Annotated in this window: 21 protein-coding genes and 1 riboswitch; of the genes, 5 read left to right on the forward strand and 16 right to left on the reverse strand. The window is 57.1% G+C overall.

Features of this window, described 5'->3' with window-relative positions; translation table 11 throughout:
• Positions 1-114 precede the first annotated feature (114 nt).
• Positions 115-885: a hypothetical protein gene (locus PUV47_RS15035; protein WP_274219400.1), complete on the forward strand. Its 771-nt coding sequence runs from the start codon at positions 115-117 to the stop codon at positions 883-885.
• On the opposite strand, the gene PUV47_RS15040 is transcribed toward PUV47_RS15035, so the two are convergent.
• The gene (locus PUV47_RS15040; protein ID WP_274219401.1) at positions 882-1,325 is read right to left on the reverse strand and encodes a GNAT family N-acetyltransferase; all 444 of its coding nucleotides are present in this window, start codon (positions 1,323-1,325) and stop codon (positions 882-884) included. The genes PUV47_RS15035 and PUV47_RS15040 overlap by 4 nt on opposite strands.
• Positions 1,326-1,425: 100 nt before the next feature.
• Entirely contained in the window at positions 1,426-1,827 is a 402-nt protein-coding gene (locus tag PUV47_RS15045) for a DUF1353 domain-containing protein (RefSeq protein ID WP_274219402.1), read from the reverse strand.
• Positions 1,828-2,143: 316 nt separating this feature from the next.
• Between PUV47_RS15045 and glyS the strand changes: the two genes are divergently transcribed.
• Entirely contained in the window at positions 2,144-4,381 is a 2,238-nt protein-coding gene (glyS, locus tag PUV47_RS15050; protein ID WP_274219403.1) for a glycine--tRNA ligase subunit beta, read from the forward strand.
• A 78-nt stretch (positions 4,382-4,459) separates the two neighbouring features.
• Here glyS and PUV47_RS15055 read toward each other — a convergent pair whose 3' ends face one another.
• Positions 4,460-5,371 carry a LysR substrate-binding domain-containing protein gene (locus PUV47_RS15055; RefSeq protein WP_274219404.1) on the reverse strand — a complete coding sequence of 304 codons (912 nt, stop codon included), beginning with the start codon at positions 5,369-5,371 and terminating at the stop codon, positions 4,460-4,462.
• Between the two features lie 99 nt (positions 5,372-5,470).
• On the opposite strand from PUV47_RS15055, the gene PUV47_RS15060 reads away from it, so the two are divergent.
• Positions 5,471-5,653 (forward strand): hypothetical protein, encoded by a 183-nt coding sequence (locus PUV47_RS15060; protein WP_274219405.1) that lies wholly within the window; start codon positions 5,471-5,473, stop codon positions 5,651-5,653.
• A gap of 48 nt (positions 5,654-5,701) precedes the next feature.
• Here the strand turns inward: PUV47_RS15060 and PUV47_RS15065 are convergent, their stop codons facing one another.
• From PUV47_RS15065 to PUV47_RS15085, 5 genes are all read right to left on the reverse strand, one after another.
• A complete protein-coding gene (locus PUV47_RS15065) occupies positions 5,702-6,184 on the reverse strand; it encodes a DUF962 domain-containing protein (protein WP_274219406.1) in 483 nt (160 codons plus the stop codon).
• Positions 6,185-6,352: 168 nt separating this feature from the next.
• On the reverse strand, positions 6,353-7,933 hold the full coding sequence (locus tag PUV47_RS15070) for a Na+/H+ antiporter NhaC family protein (protein WP_274219407.1): 1,581 nt from the start codon (positions 7,931-7,933) through the stop codon (positions 6,353-6,355).
• Between the two features lie 100 nt (positions 7,934-8,033).
• Positions 8,034-8,232, reverse strand: a riboswitch (Lysine riboswitch).
• Between the two features lie 189 nt (positions 8,233-8,421).
• Positions 8,422-10,722, reverse strand: coding sequence for an NADP-dependent malic enzyme (locus PUV47_RS15075; protein ID WP_274219408.1), 2,301 nt, complete (start codon positions 10,720-10,722; stop codon positions 8,422-8,424).
• Between the two features lie 111 nt (positions 10,723-10,833).
• A complete protein-coding gene (locus PUV47_RS15080) occupies positions 10,834-11,487 on the reverse strand; it encodes a ceramidase domain-containing protein (RefSeq protein ID WP_274219409.1) in 654 nt (217 codons plus the stop codon).
• 126 nt (positions 11,488-11,613) lie between these two features.
• Positions 11,614-12,192: a glycosyltransferase gene (locus PUV47_RS15085; RefSeq protein ID WP_274219410.1), complete on the reverse strand. Its 579-nt coding sequence runs from the start codon at positions 12,190-12,192 to the stop codon at positions 11,614-11,616.
• 118 nt (positions 12,193-12,310) lie between these two features.
• Here PUV47_RS15085 and PUV47_RS15090 point away from each other — a divergent pair, with 118 nt between their 5' ends.
• Entirely contained in the window at positions 12,311-13,435 is a 1,125-nt protein-coding gene (locus PUV47_RS15090; protein WP_274219411.1) for a PA0069 family radical SAM protein, read from the forward strand.
• Positions 13,436-13,495: 60 nt separating this feature from the next.
• Positions 13,496-14,140, forward strand: a complete 645-nt coding sequence (locus PUV47_RS15095) for a ribonuclease HII (RefSeq protein ID WP_274219412.1) — start codon at positions 13,496-13,498, stop codon at positions 14,138-14,140.
• Between the two features lie 59 nt (positions 14,141-14,199).
• On the opposite strand, the gene PUV47_RS15100 is transcribed toward PUV47_RS15095, so the two are convergent.
• The 8 genes from PUV47_RS15100 to PUV47_RS15135 form a co-directional block, all read right to left on the reverse strand.
• The gene (locus tag PUV47_RS15100; RefSeq protein ID WP_274219413.1) at positions 14,200-14,685 is read right to left on the reverse strand and encodes an ATP F0F1 synthase subunit B; all 486 of its coding nucleotides are present in this window, start codon (positions 14,683-14,685) and stop codon (positions 14,200-14,202) included.
• Between the two features lie 13 nt (positions 14,686-14,698).
• Positions 14,699-15,256 (reverse strand): F0F1 ATP synthase subunit B, encoded by a 558-nt coding sequence (locus tag PUV47_RS15105; protein ID WP_274219414.1) that lies wholly within the window; start codon positions 15,254-15,256, stop codon positions 14,699-14,701.
• A gap of 102 nt (positions 15,257-15,358) precedes the next feature.
• Complete coding sequence (locus PUV47_RS15110) at positions 15,359-15,586, reverse strand: F0F1 ATP synthase subunit C (RefSeq protein ID WP_008549639.1); 228 nt, start codon at positions 15,584-15,586, stop codon at positions 15,359-15,361.
• Positions 15,587-15,669: 83 nt separating this feature from the next.
• Positions 15,670-16,437, reverse strand: a complete 768-nt coding sequence (locus PUV47_RS15115; RefSeq protein WP_274219415.1) for a F0F1 ATP synthase subunit A — start codon at positions 16,435-16,437, stop codon at positions 15,670-15,672.
• 48 nt (positions 16,438-16,485) lie between these two features.
• On the reverse strand, positions 16,486-16,866 hold the full coding sequence (locus PUV47_RS15120; protein WP_274219416.1) for an AtpZ/AtpI family protein: 381 nt from the start codon (positions 16,864-16,866) through the stop codon (positions 16,486-16,488).
• 195 nt (positions 16,867-17,061) lie between these two features.
• Positions 17,062-20,520 carry a chromosome segregation SMC family protein gene (locus PUV47_RS15125; protein WP_274219417.1) on the reverse strand — a complete coding sequence of 1,153 codons (3,459 nt, stop codon included), beginning with the start codon at positions 20,518-20,520 and terminating at the stop codon, positions 17,062-17,064.
• A 75-nt stretch (positions 20,521-20,595) separates the two neighbouring features.
• A complete protein-coding gene (locus PUV47_RS15130) occupies positions 20,596-21,237 on the reverse strand; it encodes a thioredoxin domain-containing protein (RefSeq protein WP_274219418.1) in 642 nt (213 codons plus the stop codon).
• A 176-nt stretch (positions 21,238-21,413) separates the two neighbouring features.
• A complete protein-coding gene (locus tag PUV47_RS15135) occupies positions 21,414-22,079 on the reverse strand; it encodes a thioredoxin domain-containing protein (RefSeq protein ID WP_274219419.1) in 666 nt (221 codons plus the stop codon).
• Positions 22,080-22,113: the final 34 nt, after the last annotated feature.

The following is a 22,113-nucleotide window of genomic DNA, read 5'->3' on the forward strand; positions in this document are numbered from 1 at the left end:
GGCCTCTGGCCACGGAACTGGAAGGCGCTAGTTACCAGCCTGATTGGCGGAGGAGCGCGCCATTGCCCTTCAAGGGGCAGGTGGGCGTGCAACGGAACAGCTTTGCGAGGCTCTATGTACAGACCAATCTTCTCACTCTGCCTGCTCGGTGCGGCCTTGTTTGCGAGCAGCATTCCCCACCTTGCCAACGCCCAAGACCGAAGCGTGAATGAGGAACGCATCTCTTTTCAGCAAGGGGCGTTTGGGGCGGAAATCCGAGGCACCATAAAGGGCGCGGAGATCAAGGATTACCTGATTGGTGTTGAAGGCGGGCAAATCCTCACCGTCACCATGAAAAGTGACAGTGCTGCCAGTTACTTCAACGTGATACCGCCCAGCGAAAGCGACGCGGCCACCTTTATCGGCTCCACAAGCGGCGAAAGATATAGAGGGCTTTTGGCCGAGGGCGGCGACTACACCATCCGGGTCTACATGATGCGCAGTGCTGCCCGTCGGGATGAAGAGGCGAACTATGCCATTGACGTGGCCGTGAGATCAGAAGGCGTGAGCGCGCAAGGGCCCGGTGCAACTGATGCGCTGATCCCCAACACCCTGTTTCATGCACGCGGTGAGCTGAGGTGTGCCATTGCGACTGCACCGGACGTCAACAGATGCTCCTTCGGGGTGATCCGCCGCGGCGAAGGTTCAGCAACAATTGTGGTGACCAAGCCCGACCTGACCACGCGCGGCTTGTATTTTGAGAAAGGCAACTTCACCCGCGCCGATGACTTCAACCCCATGAACGCAGAGGAAGTGCGGCAAGCCACCCGCGAAGGCGATGAAACCATTGTCCAACTCGGGCAAGACCGGTTTGTGATCTATGATGCGATCCTGTTTGGTGGCTAAAGAGCCCGCTTAACAGGCTTGCTCATGAAAATGCGGTTGCCTTCCGACCCCGTGACCTGCCAGCCCAGACGCTCGTAAATGGCCACGTTGTCTGGCATCAAACGATGGGTCGTCAAATCGATGCTGGCCGCGCCGAACTGCGCTGCATGCGCCTCGACCGTAGCCACGAGTGCGCGTGCAAGCCCCTGCCCCGCCGCTTCCGGCCTGACCGCCAGATTGGCAATATGCACCACGTCTTCATGTTGCCCGGCAACAATGCCAGCCATGATGTTGCCTTCGTGCCGGACGACCCAGACATGGCGTGCTGCAATGTCTTCTGCCAGCCCATCGGCAACCGGCGGCAAATCATCCACGATGCCGACATACCGGGCATAGGCTGCAAGGACGCAGGCCCTCAAGCCCTCCGCATCCTCTGGTGTGGCGCGCTCTATTTCAGGCACACTGTTCCCTTTCTGGTTACTGCGGCAGGTATGCTGCTGGAAATGGAGCGCGCTTGCAATCTCGCCAAACCTGAAAGCTGTGCGGAATGGGCGAACCGCCCTAGTCGAACAGCGGGCCGCCGAACATGCGCACTGCCCTGTACATGGCATGGCGGCGGATGTAAGGCACCTTCAGAACCTCCATGGCTTCCAGAAAGATGTCATCGGCCTGCTTGCGCGTGGGCTTTTCGGGGCCGTTTGGCCCTCGGATCACGCCAAATTCGTAGAGATAATCATGAACCACTGCAGCTTTGGCATGAAGGCCACCTGGAGAAATGAGCCAACGGAACGGGCGTGGCACGGAGGCCAGGTCCGTCTCGAAGCCCATGGGCACCAGCACATACCGCGGTCCATCCTCACTGCCCAGATAATACCGGAAAGAGCAGAGCAGCTGATACATGCCCGCGCCATCCTTCTCGCGTTGCAGAACACGGATATCAAGTGGATCTGTGAAACTGGACATGGGCTGGGCATCCCCTTTGCTCGGCACCAAAGCAGAAATGACTCGCTCAAGAATAGCTGCATGATGAACAAGGTGCCCGTTTAAAGTGTTGTTGTTCCGAGAATTTGCGGTGCCGCAAGCAACGATCAGGCCTCAATATCCGCCAGATATCCAGCTGTTCACCTGCTCGCTGTGGGTGATAGCTCACGACAGACGGCTGCCCTCGTGAATCTCACCGGTAAAACACTGCAAAGGGGTGACTTTTCTCTCATTCGTTGCTAGGCACTAGCCCAACGTGTTTTGCAATTTGACGATCAGTTAAAGGCGTAATTTTCCGATGCCCGATCTTCTCCTCGAACTCTTCAGCGAGGAAATCCCTGCCCGTATGCAGCGACGTGCCGCTGAAGACCTGAAATCACTGGTGACCAACGCTCTTGTTGATGCTGGCCTGACCTATGAAGGTGCGAAGGCGTTTGTGACGCCGCGCCGTCTGGCCCTGCAGGTGGCGGGTTTGCCTACCGGCTCTCAGGCAACGCGCGAAGAGCGCAAGGGTCCACGTGTTGGCGCACCGGAAAAGGCACTTGAAGGGTTCCTGCGTGGTGCGGGCCTTGCCTCCATTGAAGAGGCGCAGGTGCAGAGCGACCCCAAAAAGGGTGAGTTCTACGTTGCCGTGATTGAAAAACCGGGCCGCGACACCACCGACATCGTGGCAGACGTGATGCCGGGCATCATCCGCAACTTCCCATGGCCGAAGTCTCAGCGCTGGGGTACAGGCAGCCTGAAGTGGGTGCGCCCGCTGCATTCCATCGTGTGTACCTTTGGACCGGAAACGGAAGAGCCTGAAGTGATCCCCTTCGAGGTGGATGGAATCAAGTCTGGCAACATGACCAAGGGCCACCGTTTCATGGCACCCGAGGCGTTTGAAGTGCGCCGTCTTGAGGACTACCAGAGCAAGCTGGAAGCTCACAAGGTGGTGCTGGATACGGAACGTCGCAAGGACATGATCCTGCACGATGCCAAGAACGCTGCGACTGCGCTTGGCCTTGAGCTGGTTGAAGATGCGGGCCTACTGGAAGAAGTGGCGGGCCTGAACGAGTGGCCTTCGGTGCTCATCGGTTCCTTTGAGGAAGACTTCCTTGAAATTCCAGATGAAGCGGTTCAGCTGACCATCAAGGTGAACCAGAAGAATTTCGTGCTTCGCGATCCCAAGAGCGGCAAGCTTTCCAACAAGTTTGCGCTGACCACCAACATTGAAGCCAGCGATGGCGGCAAGAAGATCATTGCTGGTAACGAGAAGGTGGTGCGGGCACGCTTGTCTGACGCCAAGTTCTTCTGGGATACAGACCTGAAGACCAAGCTGGAAAGCAACCTGACCAAGCTGGAAGACATCGTGTTCCACGAGAAGCTTGGCACCGTTGCAGCGCGCACCCAGCGTCTGGAACACCTTTCCGCTGAGATCGCACCGCTTGTGGGTGCAGACGTGGACAAGGCGCGCCGCGCGGCAAAGCTGGCGAAGGCTGACCTTGTTTCTGCAATGGTCTACGAGTTCCCTGAGTTGCAGGGTTTGATGGGCCGTTATTACGCCGAAGCACAGGGCGAAGACGCCGCTGTTTCTCAGGCAATCGAGGACCACTACAAGCCAGCAGGTGCTGCGGATGACGTGCCGACCGGCCCTGTTTCAATTGCTGTGGCACTGGCGGACAAGATCGACATCCTCACCGGCTTCTGGGCCATTGACGAAAAGCCGACCGGCTCCAAAGACCCTTACGCCCTGCGCCGTGCCGCGCTCGGTGTGATCCGTCTTGTGCTGGACAATGACCTGCGCCTGCCACTACGCGACGTGCTGGTGCAGAGCCTGCGCCGGAACCTTGCGGATGTTGCAGCTGCACGCGGTGAAGGCGCCCTGAAGGACCTGCCATTCATTGGCAAGGGCGAAGCAGGCGAGAGCGTTGTAAAGGAGATCTTCGCTCTGGTTTCCAAGGCTGCTGACACGGTGCTCGACAAGATCTCCGACAAGGTGCCGGAAACCCCACTGGAAAGCGGCCTGATTGATGATCTGCTTGGCTTCTTCGCGGACCGCCTGAAGGTGGTTCTGAAGGACAAGGGCGTTCGCCATGACCTGATCGATGCGGTTTTTGCCCTGGGCGATCAGGACGACGTGGCGCTGATCGTGAAGCGCACGGAAGCACTGGGTGAGCTGCTGGGCTCTGAAGACGGTGTGAACCTTCTTGCAGGCTACAAGCGGGCAGCAAACATTCTGCGTGCGGAAGAAAAGAAGGACGGCGCGCCTGTAGAGGGCGACCCATCTGACGCGCTGCTTTCCGAGAAGGCTGAGATTGAACTGACAGGTGCAATCAACACCGCCATCAAGGAAGTTGCACCGCTGGTTGCAGCAGAAGACTATTCTGGAGCGATGGCCGCATTGGCCAAGCTGCGCGGCCCGGTGGATGCGTTCTTTGTAGACATTCACGTGAACGCGGAGGACGCAGAGGTGCGCCAGAACCGCCTGCGCATTCTCTCGCAGATCCGTAGTGCCATGCATCAGGTTGCCGACTTCTCCAAGATCTCCGGCTGAGCCTGATCCACACCACCACGATGACAGAAAGGCCCGCGCGTTTGTTCGCTGCGGGCCTTATCTTTCTTGGGTACACGGTTAGCGTGGCAGGGCTTCTTGCAGCTCCACGTCGCTGCTGAGCTTGTGCTTGAGCCATTTGTGGAACTGCAACACGCTCTTGTTTCGCAGCGCTCCGTGACGGGTGACGAACCAATAGGCGATACCCGTTGGCACGCGGTGGCGGAATGGCGCCACCAGGAGGCCTGAATGAAGCGCATCTGCTGCCAGCGTGTCCCACCCCAGGAACACCCCCTGCCCGCCAATGACCGCCTCCAAACACAGGGATGAGTTGGAATAAGCTGTGCCCTGCGAGATGATGGAGGACTTGAGGCCCAACGGCTCCAGCCATGTGTCCCACGTGAACTGGGAGTGCATGTCTCTGACAATGGGCATACGCGCCAGATCAGAAGGATCCTTGAGCTGCTCGGCAAGGGATGGGCTGCAGACGGGAAAGATATAGTGATTGCAAAGCTTGTCCGCTGTCACATCGCCCTCAACCTTCTTGGTGACGCGAATGCCCACATCCACATCAGAGGTGTTGAGGTCGACGATCTTTTCGCTCGCTTCAACACGCAGGCGGATTTCCGGATGCTGCGTGACGAAATCATTGAGGCGCTTAACCAGCCATTTTTCCGTAAAGACGGGTGCTGCGGAAATAGTGAGCGTTTCCTCCCGGTCGCGATCTGCCAGTGCAATGGCCTCTGAAAGGCGGTGCATGCCAGCGGTAAGCCCCTCGCAGATGAGGGCTCCGCTGTCTGTGAGCACAAGACCACCGCCCGGTTTGCGCGTGAAGATGGTGCGGCCGAGCTGCTCTTCCGTCCGATGAATCTGCTGGCTGATGGCGCCGCTGGTGACGCCCATTTCTTCGGCGGCCGCCTTAAGGCTACCTAAACGGCCGACGGCTTCGACTGCCCTGAGGCCTGCCAAACTGACTTGATTGAGGTTTCGCATATAGCGCCGCTAAAGTGGTGTTCAGAAATCAGAGATGGCGCAAGCTTAAATGTGTTCTCATATTGATGCCATTACAAACAAAAATAAATGAGACCCCCAATGACAAAATTGTTCAAGACACTCTCTCAGACCCTTGGCGGCAATCGGGCCGTCTCGCAGAAGTCCAAGCCAGCCCAGCGGGCAGGCTACTGCGACAACCCACTTTCGCATCCGCAGTTGCGTCAGATGACGCGCCACCAGCTGGATGACGTTTATATCGATCCGCGCAACATCGGGTCGTGAGCGAGTGCGCCGGTTCCCATTCCTCCACCGGCGCACTCGACGACATCCTTAGTACGGGATGCCAACCTTCCTGTAGAGGAAGTGCAAGAGCCATGCAGGACCAATCAAAAGGAACTGCACATCCTTGAAAAAGGATGGCTTCTTGCCTTCGATCTTGTGGCCGATGAACTGGCCAACCCAAGCCACAACAAAGACGATCAGAGCCGTTTGCCAAAGCGGCAGGCTGAAGCTGTAGCTGGCGTTGATCCAGAGGCACAGCGCCGCAATGGCTGCCATGCCAACGGCCAAGGTGACGGACAGCGTTAGATAATACAGCACGGCAAGGCCAAGCACGATGGTGCACCAATTGAGATATGGCACACCCTGAAACACTGCGGGCACCGGCAGGCTCCACAGCAGCGCTGTGACCGTCCAAACGATGACCGGAACGCAAATCCAGTGAATGAGCTTGTTGTGGCCGTTCTGATGACTGTCGCCATATTCGGCAAGCAGGCGGTCGATGCGCCGCCGGCTGGTATCTGAAACTCCCATGTTTCCCTCCCAGTTTACATGGAGGTCTTAAGGTGCCGCAGGGTGATGGCAGTTACAACTGCGGCCTTCGGGGGAGTTAGAACTGCGAAAGGCCAGTGCCTGACATGAATACAGCGGCCCCGAAACCGAGGCCGCTGTTTGTTTTTCTGGAAGGTTTATTGCTTTGAGTTAGTGCGCAAGCTTCTCGCTGCCTTGGGTGCTGGTGCTGGCGAGCCGACGCAAAACGAGCACCACGAGCACCAGACCGACCAGTGCGACGCCCAGCCCGGCCAGCAGTGACCCGGTGAGGCCAACGGTGAAATAGCTGGCCATGCTGACCAGAGCTGCAAGCAGCGCATAAGGCAGCTGGGTGGCCACGTGGTCGATGTGGTGACAGCCAGACCCCGTGGAAGACAGGATGGTGGTGTCGGAGATGGGTGAGCAATGGTCACCAAACACACCGCCTGCCAAAACCGCAGCCATGGCTGGCATGAGCAGCTCGGCATCCAGATGGAAGGCCATGTTGGCCGCGATGGGCAGCATGATGGCGAAGGTGCCGTAGCTGGTGCCCGTGGAGAACGCGGCAGCAGCGGCGATGAGAAACGCCAGCACCGGAACGAAAGCGGACGGCAGGTTGCCACTGGCGAGACTGGCCAGATACTTGCCGGTTTCAAGATCGCCAATGACGCCTGCGATGGTCCAAGCCATGAGCAGAATGTAGACCGCTGGCAGCATGGACTGCAGGCCCTTTACGAACGCCTGCCCGATGTGTGCGGTTGGTACGCCCTGCACCATCAGAAGCGCTACGGTGAACGCGACCGTGACAATGCCTGAGGTTGCCATGGCCCATGCGCCATCGGCATTTTCAAGCGCGCCAATGAGCGTGAACGCTTCGCCGTTGGCCGCAAGACCGGAGGCCCCCGAATACATCATCAAGCCAACAACGAGCGCCACGAGCAAAAGGAGCGGCCCCACGAAGTTGAACACCTTGCCGGTTTCAGCTTCTGGCAGACCTACATCTTCGCCCGGAGGAAGCCCCTTGGACGGGTCCCAGAGCTTGCCCTTTTGGGCCCGGTATTCGGCGGAGGCCATGGGACCAATATCGAGGCGCATGACAGCAACGCACAGCAACAGGCCGAAGGATACAAGCGCATAATAGTTCAGCGGGATCATGGAGACGAAAGCGGACAGTGCGCTGTATTCGACCACCTCGTTGGCCACAAGAATGCCCGCCAGAAGGGACATGATGTAAGCCCCCCACGTGGAGATTGGCGAGATGACGCAAACAGGAGCGGAAGTGGAATCGATACAGTAAGCCAGTTTCTCACGGGAGATCTTGTAGTGATCGGTCACTGGACGCGCCACATTGCCCACCAGCAGCGCGTTGAAATAGTCGTCGATGAAGACGATCAGCCCCAAGAAGATGGTCATGAGCTTGGCGTCGCGGGCGCTGGCAATGCGCTGGTGTGCCCACTGAGCCAAAGCGCGAGTGCCGCCGCTGACGGAGATGAGCGCCATCAGCGCGCCCATGCACAGCAGGAAGCTGACCGTATAGATGTTCCAGAGGGCTAGCTCCGAGCCATCCCAGACAAGCCCTGTGGCGCGGTCGATGACTTCGAAAAAGGTGCCGCTCAATGAGAAGTTGGTGAGCATCAAGATGCCCATGAGAATGCCAAGTCCCAGGGAGATCAGAACTTTGCGGGTCACAATCGCCAGAGTGATCGCAACGAGCGGTGGAAGAATGGAGAGTGCCGAGTCGGCATAGCTCATCAACGCCATCGTTTTTACTTCTTATGTCTAAACGATGGAGGCTTCTGAAGAAGGCGCAGCGGCCTCATAAAAACACCTGCCTGAACGCGGCAGCTCTTCTTATCTCAGTAGCGCTCCATAGTCATTGTTGCCCCCGCATGCTGCGGGAATTCCTATGGCAGTGCTGCACCTGTTTGATGCAGCCCCAGGACCTGAGGATGACGCCTCAAATCCTTCGGCATCGGCACCTTTCCGCTGGGGTTTTCGGGGGTCAGCCCTCGACCAGCGTACTGATTGCACGACGCTCCTCTACTTGCTCTCGATTTTTAAAAGAGAACAACCCATTAATGGCCGGGGAGTGCCCCCCAGATCAATACTTGATTGCACGTAGGCGGACGGCAAAAACACAAGAAACCGTGATGATGCCGACCACAAACCGCCATGTTTCGCAAGGTCAACGCCAAAGACGCTGCCAGTTTGCCGCCTGCCTGTGACAAACGGCTGCGCCCCTAGTCTTCATCGGGATGGGGCTGGGCATCCACCGCTGAAAGGGCTGTCATGTTGACAATGCCTCGAGAGGTGATGGACGGGGTGATGATGTGGGCTGGCTTGGCAGTGCCAAGCAAGATTGGCCCCACATGCAACGCATCCGTCATCGCCTTGATGAGGTTCAGCGCAATGTTGGAAGCATCCAGCGTTGGGAACACCAGCAGGTTGGCCGGACCGGACAGGCGGGAGTGTGGCATGTAGCGCTTCAGCACCTCTTCACGCAGAGCTGCGTCACCATGCATTTCGCCGTCCACTTCCAGATCCGGACATTCCTTCCAAAGCATCTCCAAGGCATCGCGCATCTTGCGCGCGGTAACCGTGTCACGAGACCCGAAGTTGGAGTGAGACAGAAGGGCGGCGCGCGGCGTGATGCCGAACCGCTGGATCTGCTGTGCGGCGGCCTTGGTGATCTGCTTGATCTCCTCGGCACACGGGCATTCGGAGACGTAGGTATCAGCGAGGAAGAACGCCCCCTTGCTGTTGATCAGCAGCGACAAGGTGGAGAAGTCCGCCACCCCGTCCTTTCGACCCAAGATGTTTGAGATGTCGCGCAGGTGCTTGTCGAACCGACCTTCAAGGCCGGTGATCATGGCATCTGCCTCGCCGCGGTGAACGGCAATGGCCGCGATGACCGTGTTGTTGGTGCGTACCATGGTGCGAGCGGCTTCCGGCGTTACGCCCAGGCGGCCAACCAGCGAGAACAAGGTGTCGACATACTCGCGGTAACGCGGATCGTCTTCCGGGTTGATGCACTCAAAATCGACACCCGGGCGGATCTTGAGGCCGAAGCGCTCGCAGCGGGTCTTCAATACGTTCGGACGCCCGATGAGAATAGGTGTTGCCAGCCCCTCTTCAATTACCACCTGCGCGGCGCGCAGCACGCGCTCGTCTTCGCCATCTGAATAAATGACGCGCTTCTTGTCCATTTTGGCCTGCTGGATGATCGGTTTCATCACCAGACCAGAGCGGAACACGAAGCGGTTCAGCTTGTCCATGTAGGCTTCGAAGTCTTCAATGGGACGGGTGGCAACGCCGGAGTCCATGGCGGCCTTGGCAACTGCTGGCGCGATACGAAGGATCAGACGGTTATCAAAAGGCGACGGAATGAGGTAGTTGGGGCCGAAGGTGTGCGTGACGCCGCCATAGGCCTTGGCAACCACGTCTGTGGGTTCTTCGCGGGCAAGGCCTGCAATCGCCTCAACCGCTGCCAGCTTCATTTCCTCGTTGATGGTGGTTGCGCCCACATCCAACGCCCCGCGGAACATGTAGGGGAAGCAGAGCACGTTGTTGACCTGGTTCGGATAGTCAGAACGGCCGGTACACATGACCACGTCATCGCGCACCGCAAGCGCGTCCTCCGGCATGATTTCCGGGTTCGGGTTGGCAAGCGCCAGAATGAGCGGCTTGGCAGCCATTTTGGCCACCATCTCCGGCTTCAAAACGCCTGCTGCCGACAGGCCCATGAAAACATCCGCCTCGCCGATCACATCATCCAGCGTGCGCTTGTCAGTCTTCTGGGCGAAAACCGATTTCCACTCATCCATGAGGCTTTCGCGGCCCTCATAGACAACGCCTTCAATATCCGTCACCCAGATGTTTTCACGCTTGGCGCCCAATGAAACCAAGAGGTTGAGACAGGCGAGCGCTGCGGCGCCCGCCCCTGAGGCAACGATCTTGGCATCTTCCACCCGTTTGCCAGCCAGCTCCAAACCGTTGCGCACCGCCGCCGCCACAATGATGGCCGTCCCGTGCTGGTCGTCATGGAACACCGGAATGCTCATGCGCTCGCGAAGCTTGTTCTCGATCATGAAGCATTCAGGGGCCTTGATGTCCTCAAGGTTGATGCCGCCGAAGGTAGGCTCCAGTGCTGCGACCGCGTCCACAAACCGGTCAACGTCGCGCTCGTCCACCTCAATGTCGAACACATCAACGCCTGCGAACTTCTTGAAGAGAACGGCCTTGCCTTCCATCACCGGTTTTGATGCCAGCGGGCCGATGGCCCCAAGCCCAAGCACGGCGGTGCCGTTGGAAATGACCGCAACCAGATTACCGCGCCCCGTGTAGTCCGCGGCCTTTTCCGGGTTCTTTGCGATTTCAAGGCAAGGGGCAGCCACACCCGGTGAATAGGCCAGCGCCAAGTCGCGCTGGTTTCCGAGCGGCTTGATGGCCTGAATTTCCAACTTACCCGGACGTGGGAACTGGTGATAGTAGAGAGCGTTTTCGTCCAGATCGCGTGTTGCGGGTTTCTTCGGGTCGGTCATTTCAGGTCTTCTTGTGTTGGCATGTGGTACGAACAGACAGAGTGCGCAGGAGTTCACAGAATGGAGCGTGCCCTCTGGTTTTAAGCGGGACACAGCATCACGCAATTCACCTTACGCATTTTTCCTCTGCTTAAAGCGGATAAAGGCGCGCGTGAGTACATACAAAACGATCGCATTGAAGATATGCCACAAGAAATGTGTTCCGAAGCTGATTTGCGCGCATACCGGTTCGTCCAATGTTCGGAATGTCAGAGAGACCGTAAAGACAGCGCCCGCAATTGCCAGTGATTTGGCTGTTTCAGGATCCTTGCGCATGAGGATGGCAGCAAAGCCCCACATGGCGAGGAGCGCGGGCACATAGCCGCCAGAAGAACCGAGATAGGGTTCTATGAACTGCGGTGCTCCGAGCAACACACCAAGAAAACCGAGAGTGGCGACGATGCTTTGCAAAATGCCTGAGTGCAGGTAATGCCGCGTCGCCAGATAGAAGTAGGCCAGCATGAAGAACATGATGGGGATTACATCCAGGAGCATGGCCCAGATGGTGGCATAGGTATGAAACAGGAAAGAACCTGTGCCGATAATGGCAATCAAGGCAATGAGGATGAAGGAGCCGGCGTCCTTGTTCTCCTGCCTTGTCCAGACCGCGAAAGCCAATAGAGCTGCAACTATGAAAGCAAGGTTGGTGACCGCGTTTATCGGTTCGGCCCAGAACTCAAAGCCCATCCGCTCGCAATACGCGTCTACCTGTCGCAAAAGGTCCATGCATTCCCCCCAATGCCTGCGTCCTGTCTACGCACTATTAGGTATGTGATCTGGCACAGGATGCAACCATGGACGCAGTTTGAGCCCATAAAAACGCGCGGCCTTACGCCAATTGCGGAGAGGAACTTATTGTGAGGCGATGCGAATGGCTGCGGCGCGCAAGGTGGTGGGGCGACCCTGCCGCAGCTTGCGCAGGATCTGCGCTGGCGTGGGCGCGCTGATTTTGGCCGTGCGGTTGGAATTGCGCAGCAGTGCAGATCTTGAGGCCAGAAGTCCCTGACATGTATGGGTGATGCCGAGGACTTGCGAGGAAAAGTTCACAAGCGTTTCCTTGAGGCGGACCTTAAAGCCGAAGTCATCACTCTTGTAGCGCAGCACAGCAAGCTGGGTATCCGCGCTGGACCGCTGGGCGCGTTCAATAAACGCCATGGCTTCGTTCTGCCATCCCTGTTCAAGAATGACATCCGGCCGCAGGAACAAGAACCACTCCCCGCGCCTTGCGTGTTCCAAGGCAAGTTCCACCGTGGGCACATTTCCCTCAGCGCACGAAACCCATAGCGCGCCGGAGGCGTCGGCTATCTCGTGAGTGGCATCTGTGGAACCGCGATCAACTACAATTACCTCGCGCAAGACGCCTTCAGCAGCGGCGGGCACGAGGGAAGACAACGTATGTACGAGACATTGCTCGCTGTTGTGGGTTGTCATGATCACACTGAGCATGCTGGAGTTTTAGACCGGCTCAACTGCGCTGAAAAGAACCGTCTTGAATTTTATTGAAGAATGGTAGATGTTCCTCTTATGTTCTCATAAAGGTGCTTCAGCAATGGGCAAATCGGTTCAAGCCTTTGATAGTAACGAGCTAAACGCTGAGGGCGCGGGTCATTTTCCTGCGAATCTGGTCAGCGGCCGCGGCGCGGCGACGAACCCGGCAGCGCGTTTTGAAAAAGAGCAGCGTGAACTTGAGGATGACGGCTGGGGACTTCTGGAGGATCTGCCGCCCATAAAAACCGAATGTCAAAACGAGGTGACCCGCACGGTGATCACCCGTAACACTTCGCCTGACTTGCCTTTTGACCGTTCCATCAATCCCTACCGGGGCTGTGAACACGGCTGCACCTATTGTTTTGCCCGTCCCTCTCACGCCTATATCGGCTTGTCACCGGGGGTGGATTTCGAAACACGCCTCTACTCCAAGGGCAATGCGGCTGACGTGTTGGAACGGGAACTCTCCAAGCCCTCCTATCAGCCGAAACCGATCGCGATTGGAACGAACACCGACCCGTATCAGCCAGTCGAGCGCAATCTGAAGATCATGCGCGGCATTCTCGAAGTTCTTGAACGCACCGGACATCCTGTGACCATCGTTACCAAATCGGCGCTGGTCTTGAGGGACAAGGATATTCTTTGCCGCATGGCTGAACGGAATCTCGTTTCCGTTCGCCTTTCCATCACCACCGAAGACAGGAAGCTGGCGCGCTCCATGGAGCCGCGGGCATCAACACCGGCCAACCGCTACAAGGCCATTAGAGAACTTGCTGAGGCAGGTGTGCCAACGGGTGTTTTGATCGCGCCGGTGATCCCCGGTCTGACCGACCATGAACTTGAAGCGATACTGGCAAACTGCAAGGAAATGGGCGCGGCGGCGGCGGGCTATATTTTGCTACGTATGCCAAGAGAAGTGAGCGAGCTTTTCAAGGACTGGCTGCTGCGCGAAGCACCAGGCCGCTATCGCCATGTGTTGTCTCTGATGCGCTCCATGCGCGGAGGCAAAGACTACGATGCAGAGTGGAACCGGCGCATGCGCGGTGCGGGCCCCTACGCTGATCAACTCTCCAAACGCTTTCAACTGACCTGCAAGCGCTTGGGGCTTTCAACTCGGGGGTCTAAGCTTTCTACCGAGCATTTCATAGGGCCTGAAAAAGGCGGTGTGCAGCTTTCCCTGTTCTAAAACCGTCTGGACGGTACAGTTCCTCTTGATCCTTTAATCCGTTCAGGTAACAAATGCGATATGGCGTATACACAGACCCTATTTGACAGTGCATTTCCCGAGGCTCCTGACGCCCAGTGGGAACGCTCTCTACGCAATGAGCTTGGTGGCCCTTTCGCAGGGGTGGACGAAGCAGGACGCGGGCCATGGGCCGGGCCGGTCGTGATAGCGGCTGCCGTGCTTGACTATGACAATTTGCCCGTCGACCTCAATGACTCCAAGAAGCTGAGTGAAGCAAAGCGTGAAGCGCTCTACAGCGAAATCATGGAAAAGGCGCAGGTCAGCGTCTGCGTTCAGTCCCCAAAGACAATCGACCGACTTAACATCCGTGCGGCGACCCTTGCCGGGATGGCCCTCTGCATCCGTGCCCTGCCCGTCATGCCCGTCAAGGCATTCTTCGATGGCCGGGATGTCCCATCAGGAGTAACTGTTGAGGCACAGGCACTGGTTAAGGGGGATGGCCGCTGTCTGGCGATCTCGGCAGCCTCCATTGTGGCGAAGGTAACCCGCGACCGCTTGATGGTGAAGCTTGATGCCTGCTGTCCGGGATATGGCTTTGCCAAGCACAAGGGCTACGGCACGAAGGACCATCAGGAAGCGCTCCTGAAGTTGGGCCCGAGTGTCCATCACCGCCGTTCGTTCCGGCCGATCAAGGACATGAAATAAAAAAGGCTCCGCGCTAGCGCTGGAGCCTTCTTCAAAACTCTTGTCAGCTTAATGACCGCTTAGTTCAAGCGGGCAGAAATCTGCTTGATGCTCTCAGACACAACTTTGCTCTTTGTGTCCGCATCGCTGAGGCTGGATGTGACGATTTCTTCAGCCGCAGCAGCAGCGACTTCCGCTGCACGTGCCTTGACTTCAGCGATTGCGTTGGCTTCCGCCTGACCAATCTTTGCTTCAGCCGCTTTTGTGCGGCGTGCAATCATCTCTTCCAGTGCTTCGTTCGCTTCAGCAGCCATACGCTCTGCTTCAAGCTTGGCATCAGCAACGATTTGCTCGGCTTCTGCTTCGGCTTCAGTGCGCTTGCGCTGATACTCAGCCAGGATAGACTGAGCTTCCTCACGAAGCTTGCGGGCTTCATCAAGTTCGGTCTTGATGTTGTCAGCCTGCTTGTCCAGTGCGCCGCCGATCTTCGACGGAACTTTCAGCCACTGCAGCAATGCAAAAAAGAGAATGAGGCCGACGAATGCCCAAATGGTATCGTTAAACATACCTTCGTTCTCCTTAGTTCATTACTTTTTCAACGGCCTTAGACACGGTTGCTTTCGCAGGTGCCCGACCGCCGATCAGCGCTTTAACGAGTTCGCCCGTCGTGTCAGCAGCAATATCCCCAACCTGAGCGAGGCTATCAGCCTTGATCTTGGAGATGCTCTGCTCTGATTCAGCGAGCTGAGCTGCAAGCTTTGCTTCGGCAGCTGCACGAGCTGCTTCGGTTTCCGCTTTCAGCTTTTCACGCGCGTCATTGGCCATGGTGTTGGCCTTTTTGCGCGCATCCGCCAGAGCCTTCTCGTAGCTTGCGATTGCATCGTCGGTTTCCTGCTTCAAGCGGCCCGCTTCTGCCATATCACCAGCAATACGATCACGACGGTCTTCAAGGATGCCGCCGATCCGTGGAAGAACGACCTTGGACATGATCCAATAGAACACGCCAAAAGTAATCGCCAACCACAACAGCTGAGAGGGATAGGTCGTACTGTCGAAAGGAGGGAAATTGGATCCGCCCCCATGCGCCTCAGTAGCAACCAAGGTTCCAGTAGTGTGTTCGCCCTGGGTATTCGACATCACCTTCTCCGTAAACGCTCGGTAGACGGTTTACCTTGAATACGGCGATGCTCATGAGAGCATCGCCGAAACGGTAACACGTCTGGATCTAAAGTCTGTCGCTTATACAGCGAAGAGCAGAAGAAGAGCGACCAGAAGCGAGAAGATGCCGAGTGCTTCTGTCACAGCAAAGCCGAGGATGAGGCGACCGAACTGACCGTCAGCTGCGGACGGGTTGCGCAGTGCGCCAGCAAGAAAGTTACCGAAGATGTTGCCGAGGCCGAGAGCTGCGCCGCCCATTCCGAGGCAAGCGATACCAGCACCGATATATTTTGCAGCTTCTGCTTCCATGACACGTGCTCCTAAAAACTAGCAAATTTCGTCGTCTGTGACGTTTGATTTTGGGTTAGACAACCCGGGAACTGCAGGCTCTGTTAGTGGCTCGGGTGGAGCGCATCTGCCAGATACATACAGGTAAGAACGGTAAAGACGTAGGCCTGAAGGAAGGCTACCAGGAACTCAAGTGCCGTGATGGCAACTGTGAGCAACAGAGGCAGCACTGCAGCGCCGATGCCGATGGCACCTGCACCGGTGAGCATGACTACGAAGCCTGCAAACACCTTCAGTGTGATGTGACCGGCCAGCATGTTCGCAAACAGACGAACAGAAAGGCTGACTGGACGAGACAAGAAAGAGATCACTTCAATCGCGGTCACGAGCGGCACAACATAGGCCGGCACACCGCTTGGCACGAAGAGCTTCAGGAAGCCAGTGCCATGCTTGAAGAAACCGTAGATTGTCACCGTCAGAATGACGAGCATCGCCAGAGCGAAGGTCACGATGATCTGACTGGTTACTGTGAAGAAGAATGGAATCATCCCGAGCATGTTTGCCGTAAAGACGAACATGAAGAGGGTGAATACCAGAGGGAAGAACCGCATTCCCTCGTTGCCGGCGGAACCGCGTAGGGTTGCTGCAACAAACTCATAGGACATTTCGGCCATGAGCTGCATGCGGCTTGGCACCAGGCCTCGTCCGTTGGTTGAAAGGACCAAGAAGAGTGTTGCCACAGCAACGGTCACAACCATGAACAAGGTGGCGTTGGTAAAGGAGAAGTCCATTCCAGCAATGTTCAAATCAAAAATCTTATTGATATGAAACTGATGGATCGGATCAATTCCGTTGCTTGATGTTCCAGCCACAGGTTTTATCCCCTGAAGTGCCCAAATTTAGCGCAAGCGCTGTTCGGATTAGTCCTGCTTCTTGTGAGAATTCATTCTCCGCTCCGGCTCAGCAACTCTGCCGAGAGCCCGAAGCAGGTTCAAAATCCCCGCACCGAAGCCAAGCATCAGGAACACAATCAGCCCCCAAGGCTTGGTACCGAGCCAAGTATCAGCCATCCAGCCTATCCCCGCACCCACAAGTACGCCGGCGACAAACTCTGACGACAGCTTCAAAGCCTGAGTTACCCCGGACAGTGCACCGGATGTATCCTGAGCCTTGGCGTCTTTCGACGTTTCGGTCTCTTGATGCTGTTCCAGCGTTTTCCCGAGTTGCTCTAGTCGCTCAGTCAGGTGACTGTCAGAAGCAGCTGGATTTTTCTTGGTCTGCTCTGGGTCGTCTGAAGCCATCACACGAATAACCCCTTATTATGTGCAGCAGAAAAACCACCGACTCCTTGAAGTCGCCGGAACCATAGTTGGCAGGCACTCCCGTGTCAAGATACATCAGGCATACATTAACCGATTGAAATATTTAGAAAATTTGGGAGAATTAACAGAGAATGCTTACGGCATCCTCCGAGTTTTACGTTGTTTTACTCAGACTCAGTCAAATTCGCGAAAGCTTTCCGCTGTCTGTAGATCTACTGAAACAAGTTGTGAGACCCCGCGCTCTGCCATCGTGACGCCGAAGAGCCTGTCCATCCGGGCCATCGTGATCGGGTTGTGGGTGATCACCACAAAGCGCGTTTCAGTATCTTGAACCATTGTCTCAAGCAGGGCGCAGTAGCGTTCCACATTGGCATCATCAAGCGGTGCATCGACCTCATCCAGCACACAGATAGGGGCTGGATTCGTGAGGAAAACTGCGAAAATCATCGCCATCGCCGTGAGTGCCTGCTCTCCACCTGACAAGAGCGTCATTGTCTGTGGCTTCTTGCCGGGAGGGCGGGCAAAAATCTCCAAACCGGCGTCCAACGGATCCTCAGAATCAACCAGCTTCAGTTCTGCCGTACCACCCCCAAACAAGTGTGAAAACAGACGCTGGAAGTGGTTGTTTACCACTTCAAAAGCCTGCAAAAGGCGCTCTCGGGCCTCGCGATTGAGGTTGGAAATGCCGCCTCTGAGGCGTTTTATCGCCTCGATGAGGTCGTCACGCTCCACAACCAAAGTGTCGCGGCGCTCCTGAACTTCGCGCATTTCTTCTTCTGCCCGAAGGTTAACGCCGCCAAGTCGTTCGCGTTCTCCCTTAAGCCGCTCCAACCTTTTTTCGGTGGCTGCGGCATCGGGTAGCGGTGCTCCTTCTTTCAAACCGGCAACTTCCGGCAGCTCCGCGATGGAAACCTCCAGCGCCTCGTCGACCCGAGTCTCGGTCTCTTTCTTGCGCAGGCGTGCAGCTTCAAGGCGCTCTTCGGCGCGAATCTTCCGCTCACGCGCACCTGACAGGCCTTCAATGGCCTCCTTGGCCTTCCGGTCGGCTTCGGCTAGCGCTTTTTCAGCGTCCACCAGAGCGTCATCGGCGGCGCGCTTGCGCTCTTCTACCTTTGCAAGTTCACGGGTCAGCTCTACACGCTTTTCCTCAATCTCCTCAGGACTTTCCAGCAATGTTTGGCGCTCTTCCTCATTCTCGGAGCGGCGCTGGCGGAGGGTTTCAATCTGCTTGTCGGCGCCTTGTGCCCGCTGCATCCAGCTTTGCCGTTCCCGCAGAATGGAAACGAGGCGGCTTTTGCGAAGCTCGCTCTCGCGGCGAATACTTTCAACGCTGGCGCGCGCACTGGACAGCACACTGCGCGCTTCTGACAGCTGCTCGGCAAGGCCCTGAAGTTCCTCGGAAAGCTCATCAAGCGCTGGCAGCTCTTCCAACTGCATCTGGGCTTCCTCAAGATCTGCGCGCAGCTCTTCCAAAGCCTCTTCAGCGCGCGCGACCTGCTCCTCCAACCCTTCTTTTTTAACGGTAAGCTGAGAATGCGCCCGCTCGGCCTGTGTCACCGCATCGCGGGCACGGGTGACAGAGGACTGGGCCTCCCTCACCTTCTGCTTGGCTCCCTGCTCCTGCCCGGACAGGTGCTTGACGGCCTGCGCGGCTTGATCGGCCTGCGCCTGAACTTCCATCACCCGTTCTTGCGCGGCTTCAATCTCGCCGGCAAGCTCTTGAAGCCGGTTCTTTTGGGCGAGCCGCTGTGCGGCAGGCGTTGGTGCCTCAGCGGCAACGCGAAGACCATCCCAGCGCCAAAGATCTCCCTCTCGGGAAACCAGACGCTGCCCCACCTTCAGTTTTCTGGCGAGACCCGGGCCTTCGGCAGCGTCCACCAGACCGATCTGGTCGAGACGCCGGATCAGCTTTTGCGGTGCCTCCACGTATTGAACGAGCGGCTCACTGCCTTCTGGCAAGGCCGGATCATCAAAGTCACGATCTGCACCGCCCCAGTGGGCTGGAGCCTGTTCGTCGAGCGGCACCTCAAGATCTTCCCCCAAAGCCGCCCCCAAGGCCTTTTCCAAGCCCCTGGCAACTTTCAGCTCGTCAACGGCGGGTGTCCAGTCGCCAGAGATGGTGCTGGCGAGGATCTTTTCCAGGGTTCGGCTCTCCGTTTCCAGACGCGTGACATCCCCGCGTGCATCAGAGAGCGGCTGTCGCAGCGCAGCTTCCCGCTCTCGGGCTTTTTGAAGAGCCTCTTCCAGATCAGCGGCAACTTCTTCCGCCTCGGTGAGTTCTTCTTGAGCCATTTCCAAGGCTTCCCGCTGCTCGGCCACTTCCGTTGCCATGGAAAGCTCTTCAGAAATTGCGTCGAGGGTAGCCTTGAGCTGGGACATTTGCTCAGACTGACGGGTGAGCCGTCCCTTGCCATCTTCGATAGAGCGAAGGAGTTGCTGGCGCTTTGCCATGAGACCGGCATGGTCCCGTGTCTTCTCCGCATGATCAGCTTCCAGAGCGGAAACGGTGCGCTGCGCCTCCTCTGCGCGCTCCTGAGCGATCATGGCGCGCTCTTCCACGCTCTCATTTTCTTCCGTCAGCAGCTGCTCTTCTTCTTCCAGCGCTTCCAGTCGCTCGGCGTTCTCCGTGGTGAGCTGCTCTTCGCGCTCTATGTCCTGATCCAGCTGGCGGATACGCTCATTGAGGTCGGTCAGGCGCTCCCGCACCCGGCGATCCTCCGCATCCAGCTGGTTCTTGGCAATGACAATGCGCTGGAGTGCAGCACCAACTTCAGCAGCCGCATCACGCAGCTTGGGCACCTCATGCGCCGCGATCGCCTGATCCTTGGCCGTGCGCGCCTGCAGGCCTGCAATGTCGGTGAGAGCGAACTCGGCTTCGGCGTATTGGGCCTGAGCTTCCTGAAGCGCGGCGCTGGCATCCTTCCAACGCAAATAAAGAATGGTGGCCTCAGTGCGGCGAATGTCCCAAGACAGATTTCGGTAGCGGCTTGCTTGGCGGGCCTGGCGCTTCAGGCCCTCGAGCTGGGCTTCAATCTGCACCAACACGTCTTCAAGGCGCTCCAAGTTCCCCTCAGCGGCACGCAGGCGGATTTCCGCCTCATGCCTGCGGCTATGCAAGCCGGAAATGCCTGCTGCTTCCTCAAGGATCTTGCGGCGCGAGGTGGGCTTGGCCGAGATCAGTTCGCCGATTTGCCCCTGTCGCACCATGGCTGGCGAACGCGCACCGGTGGACGCATCTGCAAACAGCAGCTGCACGTCTCGCGCACGGGCGTCCTTGCCATTGATCTTGTAGACAGAGCCAGCTTCGCGCTCGATACGGCGGGTTACTTCGAGCTTGTCGGCGTCATTGTACCCCGTGGGCGCCAGACGGAGTGAGTTGTCGAGGAAAAGTGTGACTTCAGCAGTGTTTCGGGCGGGACGGTTGAGACTGCCGGAAAAGATGACATCGTCCATGCCGGAGGCGCGCATGTTCTTGTAGGAGTTTTCTCCCATCACCCAGCGCAGCGCTTCTACGAGGTTGGACTTGCCACATCCATTTGGGCCGACCACACCGGTGAGCCCGTCTTGAATGACAAATTCCATGGGTTCAACGAAGGACTTGAACCCAAGAACGCGGAGCCGTTCAAACTTCATGCCCCGCGCCTTTGTTTCAAGTGGAAATCAGCATATGCCAAGCCATGGAGCCGACACGTCGTGCCGGCAAACACATCAAAGGTGTTTGTCCACGTACTCGCTGATTTCTTCAATTGAGAGCGCCCCGCTCACTTTTTCGCCATTGATAAAGAATGTCGGTGTTGACCTTACATCAAGCGCCTTGCTTGCGTGATCCCGACTTGCGGTCACTCCGTCCAGAATTTCCTGATTCGTCAAGCAAGCTTTCACCTCATCTTCGGTAAAGCCAATCTGCTTGCCCATATTCAACAGGGCGTTATACGGGTTGTCGGTGAAAGCCCAGTTGCGCTGCTGCTCAAACATCAGAGAAACAACATCAAAATACTTGTCGTCAGCAGAGCAGCGCGCAAGCATTGCCCCTGCTGCGGCGACAGTATCCAGCGGGAACTCGCGGAAGATCAGACGCGCCTTGCCGGTGTCGATGTATTTTTCCTTGAAGGCCTTGTAGGTCTCGCGATGGAAGGTGGCGCAGTGGCTACAGGTGAGCGATGCATACTCGATGACAGTGACAGGCGCATCTTCCCGACCAATGGCTTTGTCTCCCAGCGGGCCTGCTGTCATCAGATCGTCTTCGTTCACAGACTGAGCCCATGCAACCGGCCCTGCGGCGAGGAAAGCCGCGCCAGCCACAGTAGCAATGGCGGTGCGCTCCAAGAAACTTCTTCTGGTCAGTGTCACTTTGTCGGTCCTGTATCCGTTAAACTCGGTAGATATGAATGGCAGCATGCCCGGTTCTGGTCAACCAGACCGTTCAATTGTGTTCACATCTCGCCAGTGAACAGTGCGTTCCACTCACAGATGTTCACGGTGCCGTGAACATCTGCCATCACATCCGAGGGTTGGACCCTGACCGCTTAAAGGTATTGCTGGAAGATCTTTTCCCATTCTTCCATGCCGCGGTACCCGACCACTTTTTCGCCATTGACGAAGAAGCTTGGCGTGCCCGTGATATTGAACTCCTTGTTGCCACGGTCCCGCGTTTCCGTCAGCGCATCAAGCACGGTCTGGTCGGTGATGGCCGCATCCAGCTTTTCCTTGGACAAGCCAACCTGTTGCCCGATCTTCTGAAGCGCTTCATATGGGTTGTCGGTAAAGGCCCAGTCCTTTTGAGTTTCGTACATGAACTGAAGGAACTCCGGATACCGGTCCGCAGGAAGCGCACGGCCCATCATGAAGCCAGCTGTTGCAACCGCATCCAGCGGAAATTCGCGCACGATGTAGTGAACCTTGCCCGTATCGATGTACTTCGCCTTGATCTCAGGGAAGACGGTGGTCTTGAACGTTGCGCAGTGCCCGCAAGTCAGGGATGAGTACTCGATCATGGTGATCGGTGCTTCTTCACTGCCATAGGAAATGTCGCCCAATGGGCTGGGGACTGCCAGCTCTGCTGGATCAAAAGTTTCCTGCGCCCATGCGCTCGGCATGCCTGCGGAGATGACCACGCCCACTACAGCGGCCGCCAAGGTTGCCTTCAGGAATTGTCTACGGCTCTGGTTCACGTCAAATATCCTTTGATCCATTCTGGCGCTTAAAGACAAGCGCCCTGCCCTTCAA

The organism is Pseudovibrio exalbescens, from assembly GCF_028737195.1.
Classification (GTDB): Bacteria; Pseudomonadota; Alphaproteobacteria; order Rhizobiales; family Stappiaceae; genus Pseudovibrio; species Pseudovibrio zosterae.